Consider the following 14,850-nt stretch of genomic DNA (forward strand, 5'->3'; position numbering starts at 1 on the left):
CGCGATGAGCGAGCACTACGACGAGCGCGAGACGCGTACCACCGAGGCGCGGGCGGCGGCCATCGCCGAGGCCCTGCCGGCCCAGATCCGCAATGCCCAGGCGAATGCCGCGCACTACACCGAGAGCCTGGCCGGCATCGACGCCGGCGACATCACCGACGCGGCGGCGCTGGCCCGGCTGCCGGTGCTGCGCAAGTCCGAGCTCATCGAGCGCCAGCAGGCCGAGCCCCCGTTCGGCGGCCTTACGGCGGTCGGCCACGAGGCCACACTGCGGGTCTTCCAGTCGCCGGGCCCGATCTACGAGCCCCAGACCCGGCGCGAGGACTTCTGGCGCTTCGGCCGGGCGATGACGGCCGCCGGTTTCCGCCGCGGTGGCGGGCTGGTACACAACACCTTTGCCTATCACTTCACGCCCGCGGGCTCGATGTTCGACAGCGCCGCCGCCGCGCTCGGCTGCCCCGTCTTCCCGGCGGGCACGGGGCAGACAGAGCTGCAGGTCCGGGCCATGGCCCAGCTGCGTCCGCGTTACTACACCGGCACGCCGTCGTTCCTGAACATCCTGCTGGAGAAGGCGGACGAGCTCGGCGAACGGGTGGATTCGCTCAGCCACGGCCTGGTGACCGCCGAGCCGCTGCCGCCGTCGCTGGTGGAGCGCTTCCGCGAGCGGGGCATCGAGGTGCACCAGTGCTACGGCACTGCGGACCTCGGGCTCATCGCCTACGAGACCGCCGCGCGGGAGGGGCTGGTGGTCGATGAGGACGTGATCGTCGAGATCGTGCGTCCCGGCACCGGCGAACCGGTGCCGGAGGGCGAGGTCGGGGAGGTGGTGGTGACCACCCTCAATCCCGACTATCCGCTGATCCGCTTCGCCACCGGCGACCTCTCCGCGGTGATGCCCGGGGCGTGCCCCACCGGACGTACTAATCGCCGGATCCGCGGCTGGATGGGTCGCGCCGACCAGACCGCGAAGGTGCGCGGGATGTTCGTGCACCCCTCCCAGGTGGATGCCGTCGCCCGCCGTCACCCGGCGCTCGGGCGCACCCGCCTGGTCGTCACCCGCGAGGACCACCGCGACGTGATGACCCTCTACTGCGAGACGGCTCAGCCCGAGGACACGGCGCTGGCCGGCGCCGTGGGCGAGAGCATCCGCGAGTTGTGTAAACTGCGTGGCGAGGTGGCACTGGTCGCACCGGGCGAGTTGGCGAATGATGGCAAGGTCATCGACGACCAGCGCGATTACGCCTGATGGCGTGCGCGCCACACGCGGTGTCGTTCCCGGGCAGGTGTCCGCACCCCCGGCGGGTGTAAGCAGGGGGTAGAACCGGCACTGCTTATAGCCAGAGGAAACCGCTCTCGGTAGGCGGGTGCCATAAGGGGTTATTCTTACCCCCGAGGACGAGAGGCCGGTGGATGCCACGCCGGCGAAGCAAGCGGAAAAACCATTGGGACGGGAGCGATCATGAAGGTACTGGTCCCGGTCAAACGGGTGGTGGACTACAACGTCAAGGTCCGCGTCAAGGCAGACGGCTCCGGGGTGGAGACCGCCAATGTCAAGCATTCCATGAACCCCTTCGACGAGATCGCCGTCGAGGAGGCGGTGCGGCTCAAGGAGGCCGGCAGGGTCGAGGAGATCGTCGCCGTCTCTCTGGGCGAGCAGAGTAGCCAGGAGACCCTGCGCACGGCGCTCGCGATGGGCGCCGACCGCGCCATCCTGGTCGCCACCGATGAAGCGCTGCAGCCGCTGGCCGTGGCCAAGGCGCTGGCGGCGCTGGTCGAGCGCGAGCAGCCCGGCCTGGTGATCGCGGGCAAGCAGGCCATCGACGACGATGCCAACCAGACCGCGCAGATGCTCGCCGCGCTGCTCGGCTGGGGGCAGGGTACCTTCGCCTGCGGCGTGGAGCTCGGCGACGACGCCGTGACCGTGAACCGCGAGGTGGACGGCGGCACGCAGACCGTGCGCCTGAAACTGCCGGCGGTGGTGAGCACTGACCTGCGCCTGAACGAGCCGCGGTACGTGAAGCTGCCCAACATCATGAAGGCCAAAAAGAAGCAGCTCGACGTCATCGATGCCGGCGAGCTGGGCGTGGATCTCGCCCCGCGACTGACCACGCTCAACGTCGCCGAGCCGCCCAAGCGCCAGGGCGGCGTCAAGGTCGCCAGCGTCGCCGAGCTGGTGGAGAAACTCCGCAATGAAGCGAAGGTGATCTGACCATGGCCAACGTGCTGATCATCGCCGAACACGACAACGCCGCCCTCGGGCAGGGCACCCTCTCCACCGTCACCGCCGCCGCCGAGATCGGTGGCGACGTGGACGTGCTCGTCGCCGGCCACGACTGCCGCAGCGTCGCCGACGCGGCCGCCGCGCTGCCCGGCGTCGCGCGGGTGCTGCACAGCGAGGCGCCGCACTACGAGCACCCCACCGCGGAGGACATGGCCGCGCTGGTCACCGAGCTGGCCCGGGGCTACTCCCACGTGCTCGCCCCCGCAAGCACCTTCGGCAAGAATTTCCTGCCGCGGGTGGCTGCCGGGCTGGACGTGGCCATGGTCTCGGACATCGTCGGCGTCGAGTCGGCGGATACCTTCCGCCGTCCCATCTACGCCGGTAACGCCATTGCCACCGTACAGAGCCAGGACGCGATCAAGGTGGTGAGCGTGCGAGCCACCGGCTTCGACCCGGCGGCCACCGAAGGCGGCAGTGCCGCGGTGGAGTCCCTCGAGGCGATGCCCCACGCCGACATCGCGGAATTCGTCGACGAGTCGCTTACCAGCTCCGACCGCCCCGAGCTCACCGCCGCCGAGATCGTTGTCTCCGGCGGACGGGGGCTGGGTTCCGGCGAGAACTTCCAGCTCATCGAACGCATCGCGGACCGCCTCGGCGCCGCCGTCGGTGCCTCGCGGGCGGCGGTGGACGCCGGTTTCGTGCCCAACGACTACCAGGTCGGTCAGACCGGCAAGATTGTCGCGCCCAAGCTCTATATCGCGGTGGGCATCAGCGGGGCGATCCAGCACCTCGCCGGCATGAAGGACTCGAAGGTGGTGGTGGCGATCAACAAGGACGAGGAGGCGCCGATCTTCGAGATCGCCGACTATGGCCTCGTCGCCGACCTCTTCGAGGCGCTGCCGGAGCTGGAGTCGGAGCTGGACAAGACCGGCTGACCCCGCCGCGGCCGCCGGCGGGTATGCGGTTGACGTACCCGCCGGTGGCCGGCATAAAGGCACCGGGAGTAACGGGCCGTGCCCGTTATCGTCTTTTCGGGTTGTGCGGCCGGGTGGCCGGCCCGATGCGGATTTGATCGATCATCATGAGCTGCAGTTTCTGTGATGGCGTCCCGGCGCCGCTGCCGGCGGGCGACGGCGAGCTTTTCGTCGCCGTGCCCATGCCCCATACCCGGGGCAAGCTGGAGGGTGCGGCGCGGGAGCACGGTGTCGAGGGGGCCCGCCGCGAGCGCGACGTGGTCGCCTTCCAGGTACCCGCGGACGGCCTCGCCGGGCTACTCGATGGCTTCCAGCAGGCGCTGTCCGCGGCGGAGCAGCGGGATTGCCTTGCGGTGTTCCAGGGTCGGGGCGAGACCCTTGATGCCGCCGGACTCGCCCGGGCACGTTCACTGCAGGTCCTGTGCGCGCTTGCCGCTGGAAGCTGGCTGCTCGATCTCATCGACGACGGCCGGCTGGCGAGCCATTTCCAGCCCATCATGCGCAACCACGGTGCCGGACTGTCGGTATTCGCCTTCGAGGCGCTCGCGCGCGGGCGGGGCGCCGACGGTGAGACCATCCCCCCGGGACGGATGTTCGGCACGGCGCGTACCGCCCAGCTGATGTTCCAGCTGGACCGGGCGGCCCGGCTGGCGGCGGTCGAGGCCTCCGCCCGGCTGTCCCGGGATACGCCGCTGTTCATCAACTTCAATCCGACCGCCATCTATGACCCGGCCTACTGCCTGCGGAGCACCATCGAGGCGACCCGGCGTATCGAGCGTGCGCCGGAGACGTTCGTTTTCGAAGTGGTGGAGAGCGACCACGTCGAGGACTCGCAGCGACTGCTGAGTATCCTCGAGGTCTACCGTGACGCGGGCTTCCGGGTCGCCCTGGACGACCTTGGCGCGGGCTACAGCTCACTCAACCTCCTCCAGCGACTGCACCCGGACTTCGTGAAGCTCGACATGGAGCTGGTCCAGGGGGTCGACGGGGACCCGAGCCGTCAGGCCATCCTCCGCGGTCTTATCGACATCGCCGCCGGGCTTGGCATCGAGGTGATCGCCGAGGGCATCGAGACGCCCGGCGAGCGGGACTGGCTCGTAGAGCACGGTGTGGACTATCTACAGGGCTTCCTCTTCGCCCGCCCGGGCCCCGATCCTGTCTTCCCGGGCAGCGGGTAGCCATACCCGTTGGTTCCCGGGGCCTTGCCTCGGTGTGGGCCAGCCAGTACGAACACGCCCTGCGCCGAATCTCTCCGGCCGCTGAAACACGATCCCCCCTGAGAAGGTTATTCACGGGTACGGACACCGGCCGTAGGCTGGCCCCGTCCCGTGACTGCCGGTGTCGCTGCTGCGGTGTTCCCTCCTTCCCTGGCCGAAAAAGCGGGGGCAGGGCGGCCCATGCCGTGTCGTCTTTTGGTGCGATTGCACCGCGGTCTTGCACGTGTTTAGAACATTCAGTGACTTGCAATCACAGCACCTTGTATGCTGCGACGCAACAAAGTGGGTTATGGTTAGGGCCGTGTCGAAACGGACGAAAGGAGGCCGGAATCATGGCCCACTGGTATCTCGTCAGCAGCTCGCGCAACGAGCACGCCCCGCAGATGGTCAAGGTCCGTGCGGACAGCCGTGACGAGGCGCTGGGGCGCTGCCGTCCGCTGGGCTTCGATGAGCACTCCTGTGTGATCGATGAGCACGCGGACGACGAACTCCGACACCATGGCACGAGCATTGCATTTCTGTTCCGGGCGGCGCCGCCCCTCGAAGAGGCCATGAGGCGGCGCGCATAACGGCAACGACCACGGGGACGGGCGTCGCCTTCGGCGAGGCCCTTTGACCGGACCCAATCGGGTCCGGTCATTTTTTTTGGTTTATCGCATTTTGCCGGGAAAGGGTTGCCGACGGTGACCGGCAAGCCGGCGCCGTCCCGCCTCCCGACGGCCATAGGCCTGTTCATGGCAGTGATTGCACCGGCATTCGCGCGGAACATCGCACGCCTGAGGCGCACGGACCACCCGGGTTCACCGCGGTTCAGCGATACCCACATGGCGGGGCCCGACACGCCACGGCGTATCCGCCGGGGGGCCACGCCCTCTGCTCGCCCCTCTTCCGGTGATTGTCGGTTGCCTTCGAGCAACCGATCTACGGCAGTAATCCCGGGCGGTGACAGGCCGCGCGGGTTGGCCGCTCCAGACAGACCGGTAGGTCGTGCACGGCCGCGTGCCGTGTGCGACATCTTCAATGACCGCGCCGGAATGTCGCACGCCTGCGGCGCACGACCTACGCGAGTTCCCGTAGGTTGGCTGCTCCTGGCAGCCAACATCCCCGCCTGCCGTGTCGGCAACGTCGACTACCGTGAGCGGCCGACCTCGCAAACCCGGTGTGCGCGCGTTTTGCCAGTGCCTGCGCAGTCGGGGCAACGCCAGCATGGCCGCCCTGGGGCGGCCATGCGCAAGCCCGTCCCCATCTGCTTCGGCGTCATCAAGGACCAGACACCCTAAAGTCCGCAAATCGCTTGATCCGCGAGACGGTATCTGCCCGCGCTTAAAGCGGTTCAGCCTTTGCCGTAGGTCGGCGGCTCCTCGCAGCCGGTATCCCTGCCAGGTCCGCCGCGAATCGTTCGCCCGGAGGCGTCCGGCGATGCCCGCGGGGGAGGCGGCGACTGTGGGGACCGCCGGCCGGCGGGAGGTGCCGCATCGGCGTCGTTCCCGCTGCTACCCGGTCCGCAAGCCGGGTCCGTTACCGCCGTCGGGAGCGACGGTATCGTCCGGTGCGTGGATCTCGCGGCGCATCCACTCCCAGAACGCCGCCGTCTCCGGCCGCGGGGAGAATTGCCGCGGGCGTGTCAGGTGGAACGCCTCGTCGGCGCTGACCCAGTGATCGAACGGGGCGACCAGCCGCCCGTCGGCGAGTGCCGCGGAGACGAGACTGCTGCGGCCCATGGCGATGCCCGAGCCCTGAACGGCAAGCGCCTGCACGTCGTCCATGGTGTCGCACAGCAGCGCCGGGTTGCGGTCGATCAGCGCCGGCTCGCCCACGGTGGCCAGCCACCGGGGCCAGCCGGTCTCGAATCCGACGGCGTGAATCAGCGTGAGACCGGCCATATCCGCCGGCGTCTCCAGCCCGAGAGCCATCCCGCGACGGCAGACCGGCGCGATCCGTTCCTCGGTCAGCCGCAGGCAAAGCACGTCGTGCCAACCGCCGCGACCGTAGCGCACCTCGAGATCCGATCCCTCGCCGCCGAAGTCCGACGGCCACACCGCCGTGGTCAGGCGCAGCGTGATCTCGGGGTGTTCGGCCTGGAACCGGGGGAGCCGGGGGGCGAGCCACAGGGCGATGAACCCCGGGGTGGCGCGAAGGGTGAGTGTGCCTTCGCCCCGGGTCGGTCCGAATGCCTCCATGACGCCCATCGTCAGGCGCTCGAAGGCCTCGCGCACGGCGGGTACGAACGAGCGGCCGGCGGCCGTGAGCTCCAGTCCACGCGGGTGCCGCACGAACAGCGGCTGGCCGACGCTGTGCTCCAGCACTCGGATGCGCTGACTGATCGCGGCCTGCGTCACTCCGAGCTCCCTCGCCGCCTCGGTGAAGCTCATGTGCCGGGCGGCGGCGTCGAAGGCGTGCAGTGCCTGGGCGGGCGGAAGTGCTCGGGACATGGTTGGATAAACGGGTCATAAGAAAATCGGGGTCATTGTAGCGGTATAAATCGTTTGCCGCCTCCTTTGTCGCCGCGTTTCACTACCCCGCCAACGGCACACCCACACAGACAGACCCGGACGAGGCCACCAAGATGGACACTGAGACCGTAGTCGACATGGGCGAGCTGGCGGACTACGCCGACCCGCGACGCCTGGCACACGTGGCGCACAACGATACCGGGCTGGAGCTGGTCTGGGACGACGGTTTCCGCGCGGACTTCCACCGGCTCTGGCTGCGCGATCACTGTGCCTGCCCGAAGTGCCGGCATCCGCAGACGCACGAGCGCACAGTGGCGCTGATCGATCTGCCCGAGACGCTTCCCCGCCCCACGGCGACGACCACCGACCGGGGGGCATTGCGCCTGGTCTGGCCGCCCATGGGGGACTTTCCCGAGCACATCAGCGAGTTCGATCCGGGCTGGCTGCGCCAGCGCGCGCTGCCGGCGGCGCCCCGTTCGCCGGTCGAGGTCGAGACGTGGGATGCGGCCATCGCCGATGCGCTGCCGCGCGTCGACCACGGGGCGTTCATGGGCTCGGGCGAGGGCGTGCGTGACTGGTTGCATTCGCTGGTGCGCTACGGTTTCGTCCTCCTGGAGAACGGTCCCACGACGGAGAACGAGGTCATCCGCGTGGCCGAGCGTATCGGCTGGCCGCGGGAGACCAACTTCGGCCGGCATTTCGACGTCGTCTCCCGGCCCGACCCGAACAACGCGGCCTACACGCCGATCGCGCTCGAGCCACACATCGACCTGCCGAATTGGCGGCGTCCACCGGACTTCCAGCTCCTCTACTGCCTTCAGAACGAGGCCGAGGGCGGTGCCTCGCTGCTTACGGACGGCTTCGCCGTTGCCGAATGGCTGCGCTCGGAAGACCCGGAATCCTTCCGCCTGCTCAGTGAGCAGTCGGTGGACTTCCGTTTTCAGGACGAGCACACCGATCTCGCCTACCGCGCTCCGATCATCGGGCTCGACGACAGCGGCGCGCTCGCCGAGATCCGGTTCAATAACTGGATACGGGACAGCCTGCGGCTCCCGGGCCACCTGGTGGCGCCCTTCTACCGGGCCTATCGGCGTTTCTGGAACGCGCTGCGTGACCCGCGTTTCGCGATCCGCTTCAGCCTGCGTCCCGGGCAGATGGTGGCGTTCGACAACCTGCGCGTGCTGCACGGGCGCGAGGCCTTCGATCCGTCCACCGGTGGCCGCCACCTCCAGGGGGCCTACCTCGACCGCGACCTGATCCACTCGCGGCTGCGCGTGCTGGAGCGGCGGGCGGCGTAAAGGAGGCAACGGCGCCGGGGCTTCCCCGGCGTCTTCTTCCCGGGCTACTCGATGCCGAGGGCCTCGAACGACGCCTCCCGCCGGCCGAGCGGGTCGATCATCGCCTCCCCCAGTGCCGCCGCGACCTCGGCGAGCACCACCTCCGCCACCATGAACAGTCCCGCCACCGGGTTGAAGTAGTACGGTCCGTCGCAGCGGGCGTAGAGATTGTGGCGTCCGTACTCGCGCACCGGCGAGGCGTAGTGGTTGGTGAGCGTCACCACTGGCACGCCCTTGCCAGCGGCCATGCGGCAGGCGTCCACCGTCAGCCGTGTCTCCGGGCGCACGGTGGCGGCGATGAGCAGGTCGTCCGGGGTGATGTCGCTGATCTCCTCGGCGAGGGTGAAGCCGGCCGCGCCCAGGGTGGAGACGGGCTTGCCGATGAAGCCGAGGTAGTAGCCCAGGTAGTGGGCGACGCCGTAGCAGCCACGCAGGCCGAGCACATAGAGCCGGCGGGCGCGAAGCACGGCGTCGCGTACCGCGGTGACGGTCCCGGCGTCGAGGCTTGCCGCGGTGTCGGCCAGGTTCTGGAGCTCGTGGCCCGCCGCGGCCATGCCCGGCGAGTGTGTCCTGCCGGCCTCGGTGGTCGTCTCCATCAGCCGCTGGGCCTGCTCGGTATAGAAGTGCCGGCCCCGCGCGACCTCCACGCGGAAGAGATGCTGGAAGGCCTTGAAGCCGTCGAAGCCCAGCCGCCGTGCGAGCCGGGTCAGCGTCGAGGCGCTGACCCCGTGCTGGCGGGCGATGGCCGCGATGCTACCGAGGGTCGCCTCCTCCGGGTTGTCGAGCATGTGCTCGAGGATTGCCAGCGAGCGCTGGCCCAGGCGTACCCCCGCCTCGCGACGCCGGCCCGCCTCCACGACCCGTCGCAGCCCGTCGAGGGATCGGGGCGGGAGGGGCAGGGTCGGTTCGTCGCCGGCGGTCTCGCTCATGAGTGCTCCGGTGGGGCGGATGACGACGGGCCCAGACGGCGTTCCGCGACCACCGCGCCGTCGGGTGATGCCCGTACGGTAGCCGTTATGCCGCCGGGGTCCAAGCGGAACAGCGCCGTGGCGAGGGTGTTTTCGCCGTCCGGGTCGTCCGGCGCGGTCCGGTGCACCGGCAGCACCGGGTCGCGGCGGTCCGCGAGGATCGCGAGCAGGGCCTGTGGTGACGGTGGCCCCTCATCCTGCGTCGCCAGCCAGGCCTCCAGCCTTGCCTGACGGGCAGCGGACGAGGCGGTGATCCGTTGGGGCAGGGCCGCTGCGTCCGGGCGGACCAGGTGGTTGGCGTGTACCGCCGCGGGCGCGGCCGTTTCCGTGAACAGGCCGTGGAACGGCGCCTCCACGGACAGCGGTGCCGCGCCCCGGCAATCGGCCATCATGAAATGGAAGCCACCGCTGCGCTGGGTTCCGCGAAGCACCGCCAGAGCCGCGTCCACGTCCGCGCAGCCGAGCAGGGCCCGGGCGGTAACCATGCGCGGGATGCCCGGCGGGTGTTCGGTGAGACGCAGGTTGTTCACCGTGTAGGCGAGCCCGGCGGTGTTGGCGGCCAGGGTGTGGCCGGGCAGCGAGCCGGGATAGCAGAAGGTGACGAAACCGGGGGCCGCCGCCGGGTCGGCGTCGAGGAGGAAGCAGTGGCGGCGCAGCCGCGGGTCCCCGTCCTCGTTATGGGCGAGCCAGTTCACGCCGTCGCCGGCGACCGCCACCGAGGAGCAGCCCTCCGGGCCGGTGGGGGCGAGATCGCCGCGGCAGTTCCACAGCAGCACCGCCTCCAGGGGCTGATCCAGCCCTTCGGCGAGGCCCCGAAGCTCGGCCCAGACCGCCGGGAACGTATCGCGGATGCGCCCGGCGACGTCCGCCAGCCAGCCCGGTGGCAGCGCGGCCTGCAGCCGGGTGAAGTCCGGCCCGGGCCGGATCAGCGAGGCGAATCCCCGGCGGCCGTGCTCCCCGAGCCGCCGGCCGATGTCGAGCGGCGTTCCCGCCGCGTGCACGCATTCCATCGCGTCCCGCCCTACTGGATGTGAACCAGGAAATCGGCGAAGCGCTGATTCGGCGGCGCCGCCATCAGCTCGCGGGGATCGCCGTCGAGGGCGATCCGCCCTTCGTCCATGAACAGCAGCCGCGTGCCGACCTCCCGGGCGAAGGACATCTCGTGGGTGACCACGATCATGGTCATGCCGGCCTCGACGACATCGCGCATCACCCGCAGGACCTCGTAGCGCAGCTCCGGGTCCAGCGCCGAGGTGGGCTCGTCGAAGAGCATGAGGTCCGGATTGACCGCAAGCGCCCGGGCAATGGCGACGCGCTGTGCCTGGCCGCCGGAGAGCTCGTCGGGGTAGTGGTCCGCGCGGTCGGCCATGCCGACCTTCTCGAGCAGCGGCATGGCGATGGCCTCGGCCTCCCGCCGGGACTTGCCGCGCACACGGCGCACGCCGTAGGAGACGTTGCCGAGCGCGCTCATGTGCGGGAACAGGTTGAACTGCTGGAAGACCATGCCGGCCTCGCGCCGGATCTCCCGGATGTTGGTGCGCGGGTCGGCCACGTTGCGGCCTTCGACGAGCAGGGCGCCGCCGGTGATGGGTTCCAGGGCGTTGATGCAGCGAAGCAGCGTCGACTTGCCGGAGCCCGACGGTCCGACCACGAAGACCACCTCGCCGCGCTCGACGGCGAAGTCGAGCCCGTGGAGCACCACCAGGTCCCCGAAGGCCTTGGTGACGTTGTCGAATTCCACCATGCTCATAGGATTTTCATCCTTCTCTCGATAATGCGCAGGGCGAGGGTCATGGTCAGGGTCATGGCGAGGTAGAGCACCGCGACGGTGGACCAGATCTCCACGGCCCGGAACGTGCTCGCCATGACCTCCTGGCCCTGGCGGGTGAGTTCGGCGACGCCGATGACGATGAACAGTGACGTGTCCTTTAGGCTGATGATGCACTGGTTGCCCAGCGGCGGGACCAGCCGGCGGAAGGCCAGAGGCCCGATGATGTCGCGGAAGAGCTGCCAGCGGGTGATACCCAGGGCCTTGCCCGCCTCGATGTAGCCCCGGCTGATGGACAGCAGCGCGCCGCGGACGATCTCCGCGATGTACGCGCCTGCGTTGATCACGATCGCCGAGACGGCGGACGTCAGCGCGTCGAGGCGTACGTCGAGCAGGATCGGCATGGCGAAGTAGATGAACATCACCTGCACGACAATGGGCGTGCCGCGGATGAGCTCGATGTAGGCCATGGCGATGGCGTTGACCGCGCGATTGCCGTAGGCGCGGGCGGTGCCGGCGACCACGCCGATGGCGAAGCCGCCGAGCAGGCCCACGACGGTGATGTAGAGGGTGAGCCGCGCGCCGGCGAACAGCTCCGGCAGGGCCTGCGGGATCACCGAGAAGTCGAATTGCATGGGTCCGCTCCCGGTTGCCGGACCCCGGCGCGTGGCCGGGGTCCGTGTGGGTGGGGCGGGCGCACCGGGCGCCCGGCAGTCACTGCGGCGCCTTGCCGAACCACCGCTCGTAGATGGCGTCGTAGCTGCCGTCGCTCATCATCTCGAGCAGGGCGACGTTCACGCGGTCGCGCAGCGCGCTGCCCTGAGGGAAGCCGATGGCGTAGGACTGCGCATCCATGCTCGAGCCCACCGCCTTCACGTCGCCGTCGCCGGCGGTCTTGATGTAGTAGAGGACGTTGGGGGTGTCGTGGGCGGCGACGTCCACGCGCCGGGTGCGCAGTGCGAGGTAGGCGTCGCTGATGTTGGGGAACTTGATTACCTTGCCGGTATCGAGCGTGTCGATGAAGTCCGCCGCAGCAGTGCCCTGTTTCACGCCCACCACCTTGTCGGAGAGGTCGTCGGTGCCGCGGACGTCGTCGTTGCCGGAACGCACCATCAGCAGCACGCCGCTGTCGTAGTAGGGGTAGGAGTAATCGATCGCCTTCTCGCGGTCGGCGGTCACCGAGATGGCGGCCAGGGCGAGGTCCACGTTACCCGTCTGGAGTGCCGGAATGATGCCGTTGAAGTCCATGGGCTGGAGTTCGTAGTCCACGTCCAGCCGCTCGGCGATGCCCTTCCAGAGATCGATGTCAAAGCCCGTGTAGGCGCCATCCTGCTCGAACTCGAAAGGCACGAACGCGGTGTCCACGGCGACCAGCAGCTTCTCGGCATGGGCGCCGGCGCTCATGCCCAGGCCAAGCAGCAGGGCGGCGAAAAGGTGTCGAGGTTTCATGGTGTTCTCCCGTCACGCGTTGCGATTTTTGGTAAAAAGTTTGCGCAAAAGCAAACTTGATGATTAACAGTAGCAATAAATTTGCATATTGCCAGAGCGGGAGTGACAGACGGGGTTCCCCTCGGGGTCGGTCCGTGGCGTATCCGTTAACCGGCTATCGGTGTTGCTTTGCAACATCCCCGGTTCGTGTTATGCAGAGGGATAGCAGTGAACATTGCAGGAGGCAGGCCATGACCCGGCAGACGCAGGGCGGGGCGGTGAACGAGGCGTTCAAGCCCAATACGTATATGGCGCACGCGCTGGATCGCGCATTCAAGGCCGCACTGGCGCGAGCGACCAACGGCCTGACGCCGGCGGGGCTCGCCAGTGTCGGCTTCGAGTGGTTCTCCCATCTCGCGGCCTCGCCGGGCAAACAGCTCGAGCTCGTCGAGGAGGCGATGCGCAGCAACATCCGGCTCACGCGACACGCGGCACGGACCGGCACTGCCCAGGACGGGGCGCCGTGCATCGAGCCGGCTTCGTCCGATCATCGCTTCGACGATGAGGGCTGGTGTCACTGGCCCTACAACCTCATCGCACAGTCCTTCCTGCTGCAGCAGCAGTGGTGGGATACGGCGACCACCGATATCGACGGGCTCTCGGACTACCGCGAGGAGGTGGTCTCCTTCACCGCCCGCCAGCTCCTCGACCGCTTCTCGCCGACCAACTATCCGCTGCTCAACCCGGAGGTGACCCGCAAGGCCGTCTCCGAGGGCGGCATGAACTTCATCCGCGGGATCGATAACTTCGTTGAGGACTGGGAGCGGCTGGTCTCCGGAAAGCCGCCGGTGGGAACGGAGGACTACCGGGTCGGTGAGAATCTGGCCACGACGCCGGGCAAGGTGGTGTACCGCAACAATCTCATCGAGCTGATCCAGTACAGCCCGAGCACCGAGACGGTCCACGCCGAGCCGGTGCTGATCGTCCCGGCGTGGATCATGAAGTACTACATCCTCGACCTGTCGGCCGAGAATTCGCTGGTGCGCTATCTCGTGGACAATGGCCACACCGTGTTCATGATCTCCTGGCGCAATCCCGATTCCGAGGATCGGCACCTGGGCATGGACGATTACCGCACGCTGGGCCCGATGGCGGCGCTGGATGTCATCAACGAGATCGTGCCGGACCGCCAGGTCCACGGTGTGGGCTACTGCCTCGGCGGGACGCTGCTCAGCATCGCCGCCGCGGCGATGGGCCGCGACGGTGACGAGCGCCTGGCCTCGATGACGACCCTGGCGACCCAGGTGGACTTCACCGAGGCGGGGGAGCTGATGCTGTTCATCAGTGAAAGCGAGGTGGATCTGCTCGAGAACATGATGTGGGAGCAGGGCTATCTGGACGGTCACCAGATGGCGGGGGCATTCCAGCTGCTGCGCTCGAACGATCTGGTCTGGTCGCGCATGGTCCGCGAGTACCTGCTCGGCGAGCGCCAGCCGATGAACGACCTAATGGCCTGGAACGCAGACCTCACGCGCATGCCCTACCGCATGCACACGGAGTACCTGCGCCGCCTCTTCCTCAACAACGAGCTGGCCACCGGCCGCTACATCGTCAATGGCCGTCCGGTGGCGATCCCCGATATCCGCATGCCGATCTTCGCGGTCGGCACGGTCAAGGACCACGTTGCGCCATGGCACTCCGTGTACAAGATCCACCTGCTCGCGGACGTGGACGAGATCACCTTCGTGCTGACCAGCGGCGGACACAATGCCGGTATCGTCAGCGAGCCGGGGCACCCGCGGCGGCGTTTCCAGATGCACACCCACACCGAGGGCGATACCTACATCGACCCGGAGACCTGGCGGGACACGGTACCGACCCAGGACGGGTCGTGGTGGCCGGCATGGCAGGAGTGGCTGGCGGCGCACTCCTCGGAGCGGATCGCACCGCCGCCGATGGGCGGCAGCTCACACCCCCCGCTGAAGGATGCGCCGGGGGACTACGTGCTGCAGCGATAGGCGTTGCCCCCGGTGTGAGTCCCGGGGGCAGCGATCCTACTCCATCCCGAAGAACCCGTCCGGGGCGCAGAAGTCCGAGGACGCGTCGGTGTAGCCGTCCGGGCAGCTGCGCACGCTGGCCCCCTCCGGCGGGTCGTAGTTGCCGATGGTGTTGAATCCGCCGACGGCCTGCCATCCGGTGCCGAAGAGGTAGTCCGCGCCGCCGAAGACGTGATTGCCCTGCACGCCGCCGGTGATCAGGAAGTTGCTCCTGGCGATGCTGTAGCCGGTGCCGAGCTGGAGCTGGGCGTTCTCGTCGCCCTGCACGGCCTGGAGCTTGAATTTCCCCATGCCCATCTCGGCGAGGTCGAAGGACAGGCTGGCCTGGCCGCCGAAGACGTCGCCGTCCGACTGGACCTTCACGCTGCGGAAGCCCACGGCGATCTCGGGCAGGACCGACTTGCCGAAGGTCCACTCCACGCTCGCG

The 14,850-nt window shown here is 68.6% G+C and carries 14 protein-coding genes; 7 read left to right on the forward strand and 7 right to left on the reverse strand.

The window, feature by feature from the left end:
* Positions 1 to 4 precede the first annotated feature (4 nt).
* The 5 genes from ACEZHJ_RS03910 (at position 5) to ACEZHJ_RS03930 (ending at position 4,981) form a co-directional block, all read left to right on the forward strand.
* The gene (locus ACEZHJ_RS03910) at positions 5 to 1,246 is read left to right on the forward strand and encodes a phenylacetate--CoA ligase family protein (protein WP_163138717.1); all 1,242 of its coding nucleotides are present in this window, start codon (positions 5 to 7) and stop codon (positions 1,244 to 1,246) included.
* A 213-nt stretch (positions 1,247 to 1,459) separates the two neighbouring features.
* On the forward strand, positions 1,460 to 2,209 hold the full coding sequence (locus ACEZHJ_RS03915) for an electron transfer flavoprotein subunit beta/FixA family protein (protein WP_163138718.1): 750 nt from the start codon (positions 1,460 to 1,462) through the stop codon (positions 2,207 to 2,209).
* Between the two features lie 2 nt (positions 2,210 to 2,211).
* On the forward strand, positions 2,212 to 3,156 hold the full coding sequence (locus ACEZHJ_RS03920) for an electron transfer flavoprotein subunit alpha/FixB family protein (RefSeq protein ID WP_018719169.1): 945 nt from the start codon (positions 2,212 to 2,214) through the stop codon (positions 3,154 to 3,156).
* Between the two features lie 146 nt (positions 3,157 to 3,302).
* The gene (locus tag ACEZHJ_RS03925) at positions 3,303 to 4,373 is read left to right on the forward strand and encodes an EAL domain-containing protein (RefSeq protein ID WP_375036243.1); all 1,071 of its coding nucleotides are present in this window, start codon (positions 3,303 to 3,305) and stop codon (positions 4,371 to 4,373) included.
* Positions 4,374 to 4,744: 371 nt separating this feature from the next.
* A complete protein-coding gene (locus ACEZHJ_RS03930) occupies positions 4,745 to 4,981 on the forward strand; it encodes a hypothetical protein (protein WP_018719167.1) in 237 nt (78 codons plus the stop codon).
* Between the two features lie 924 nt (positions 4,982 to 5,905).
* On the opposite strand, the gene ACEZHJ_RS03935 is transcribed toward ACEZHJ_RS03930, so the two are convergent.
* Positions 5,906 to 6,844 (reverse strand): LysR substrate-binding domain-containing protein, encoded by a 939-nt coding sequence (locus ACEZHJ_RS03935; RefSeq protein WP_018719780.1) that lies wholly within the window; start codon positions 6,842 to 6,844, stop codon positions 5,906 to 5,908.
* A 134-nt stretch (positions 6,845 to 6,978) separates the two neighbouring features.
* Here ACEZHJ_RS03935 and ACEZHJ_RS03940 point away from each other — a divergent pair, with 134 nt between their 5' ends.
* Entirely contained in the window at positions 6,979 to 8,163 is a 1,185-nt protein-coding gene (locus tag ACEZHJ_RS03940; protein WP_018719779.1) for a TauD/TfdA family dioxygenase, read from the forward strand.
* A gap of 44 nt (positions 8,164 to 8,207) precedes the next feature.
* Here ACEZHJ_RS03940 and ACEZHJ_RS03945 read toward each other — a convergent pair whose 3' ends face one another.
* The 5 genes from ACEZHJ_RS03945 to glnH all read right to left on the reverse strand — a co-directional run bounded on the left by ACEZHJ_RS03945 (position 8,208) and on the right by glnH (position 12,387).
* On the reverse strand, positions 8,208 to 9,131 hold the full coding sequence (locus tag ACEZHJ_RS03945) for a MurR/RpiR family transcriptional regulator (RefSeq protein ID WP_018719778.1): 924 nt from the start codon (positions 9,129 to 9,131) through the stop codon (positions 8,208 to 8,210).
* Positions 9,128 to 10,180 (reverse strand): C45 family peptidase, encoded by a 1,053-nt coding sequence (locus tag ACEZHJ_RS03950; protein WP_163138721.1) that lies wholly within the window; start codon positions 10,178 to 10,180, stop codon positions 9,128 to 9,130. The genes ACEZHJ_RS03945 and ACEZHJ_RS03950 overlap by 4 nt, the downstream gene beginning before the upstream one ends.
* An 11-nt stretch (positions 10,181 to 10,191) precedes the next feature.
* Positions 10,192 to 10,914: a glutamine ABC transporter ATP-binding protein GlnQ gene (glnQ, locus tag ACEZHJ_RS03955; RefSeq protein WP_163138732.1), complete on the reverse strand. Its 723-nt coding sequence runs from the start codon at positions 10,912 to 10,914 to the stop codon at positions 10,192 to 10,194.
* 2 nt (positions 10,915 to 10,916) lie between these two features.
* The gene (glnP, locus tag ACEZHJ_RS03960) at positions 10,917 to 11,573 is read right to left on the reverse strand and encodes a glutamine ABC transporter permease GlnP (protein ID WP_163138722.1); all 657 of its coding nucleotides are present in this window, start codon (positions 11,571 to 11,573) and stop codon (positions 10,917 to 10,919) included.
* Positions 11,574 to 11,652: 79 nt separating this feature from the next.
* Complete coding sequence (gene glnH, locus ACEZHJ_RS03965) at positions 11,653 to 12,387, reverse strand: glutamine ABC transporter substrate-binding protein GlnH (RefSeq protein ID WP_163138723.1); 735 nt, start codon at positions 12,385 to 12,387, stop codon at positions 11,653 to 11,655.
* Between the two features lie 230 nt (positions 12,388 to 12,617).
* Here glnH and ACEZHJ_RS03970 point away from each other — a divergent pair, with 230 nt between their 5' ends.
* Positions 12,618 to 14,384: an alpha/beta hydrolase gene (locus tag ACEZHJ_RS03970; protein WP_163138724.1), complete on the forward strand. Its 1,767-nt coding sequence runs from the start codon at positions 12,618 to 12,620 to the stop codon at positions 14,382 to 14,384.
* Between the two features lie 36 nt (positions 14,385 to 14,420).
* Here ACEZHJ_RS03970 and ACEZHJ_RS03975 read toward each other — a convergent pair.
* On the reverse strand, positions 14,421 to 14,850 hold a 430-nt coding region (locus ACEZHJ_RS03975), incomplete at its 5' end, for a hypothetical protein (protein ID WP_375036244.1).

It is taken from the genome of Arhodomonas sp. KWT2, assembly GCF_041949875.1.
In the GTDB taxonomy this organism is placed as follows: Bacteria; Pseudomonadota; Gammaproteobacteria; order Nitrococcales; family Nitrococcaceae; genus Arhodomonas; species Arhodomonas aquaeolei.

Bases quoted from the DNA above. Each gene is read 5' to 3' on its own strand.
- ACEZHJ_RS03910 (WP_163138717.1), top strand. From the start codon at position 5: ATGAGCGAGCACTACGACGAGCGCGAGACGCGTACCACCGAGGCGCGG.
- ACEZHJ_RS03915 (WP_163138718.1), top strand. From the start codon at position 1,460: ATGAAGGTACTGGTCCCGGTCAAACGGGTGGTGGACTACAACGTCAAG.
- ACEZHJ_RS03920 (WP_018719169.1), top strand. From the start codon at position 2,212: ATGGCCAACGTGCTGATCATCGCCGAACACGACAACGCCGCCCTCGGG.
- ACEZHJ_RS03925 (WP_375036243.1), top strand. From the start codon at position 3,303: ATGAGCTGCAGTTTCTGTGATGGCGTCCCGGCGCCGCTGCCGGCGGGC.
- ACEZHJ_RS03930 (WP_018719167.1), top strand. From the start codon at position 4,745: ATGGCCCACTGGTATCTCGTCAGCAGCTCGCGCAACGAGCACGCCCCG.
- ACEZHJ_RS03935 (WP_018719780.1), bottom strand. From the start codon at position 6,844: ATGTCCCGAGCACTTCCGCCCGCCCAGGCACTGCACGCCTTCGACGCC.
- ACEZHJ_RS03940 (WP_018719779.1), top strand. From the start codon at position 6,979: ATGGACACTGAGACCGTAGTCGACATGGGCGAGCTGGCGGACTACGCC.
- ACEZHJ_RS03945 (WP_018719778.1), bottom strand. From the start codon at position 9,131: ATGAGCGAGACCGCCGGCGACGAACCGACCCTGCCCCTCCCGCCCCGA.
- ACEZHJ_RS03950 (WP_163138721.1), bottom strand. From the start codon at position 10,180: ATGGAATGCGTGCACGCGGCGGGAACGCCGCTCGACATCGGCCGGCGG.
- glnQ (WP_163138732.1), bottom strand. From the start codon at position 10,914: ATGGTGGAATTCGACAACGTCACCAAGGCCTTCGGGGACCTGGTGGTG.
- glnP (WP_163138722.1), bottom strand. From the start codon at position 11,573: ATGCAATTCGACTTCTCGGTGATCCCGCAGGCCCTGCCGGAGCTGTTC.
- glnH (WP_163138723.1), bottom strand. From the start codon at position 12,387: ATGAAACCTCGACACCTTTTCGCCGCCCTGCTGCTTGGCCTGGGCATG.
- ACEZHJ_RS03970 (WP_163138724.1), top strand. From the start codon at position 12,618: ATGACCCGGCAGACGCAGGGCGGGGCGGTGAACGAGGCGTTCAAGCCC.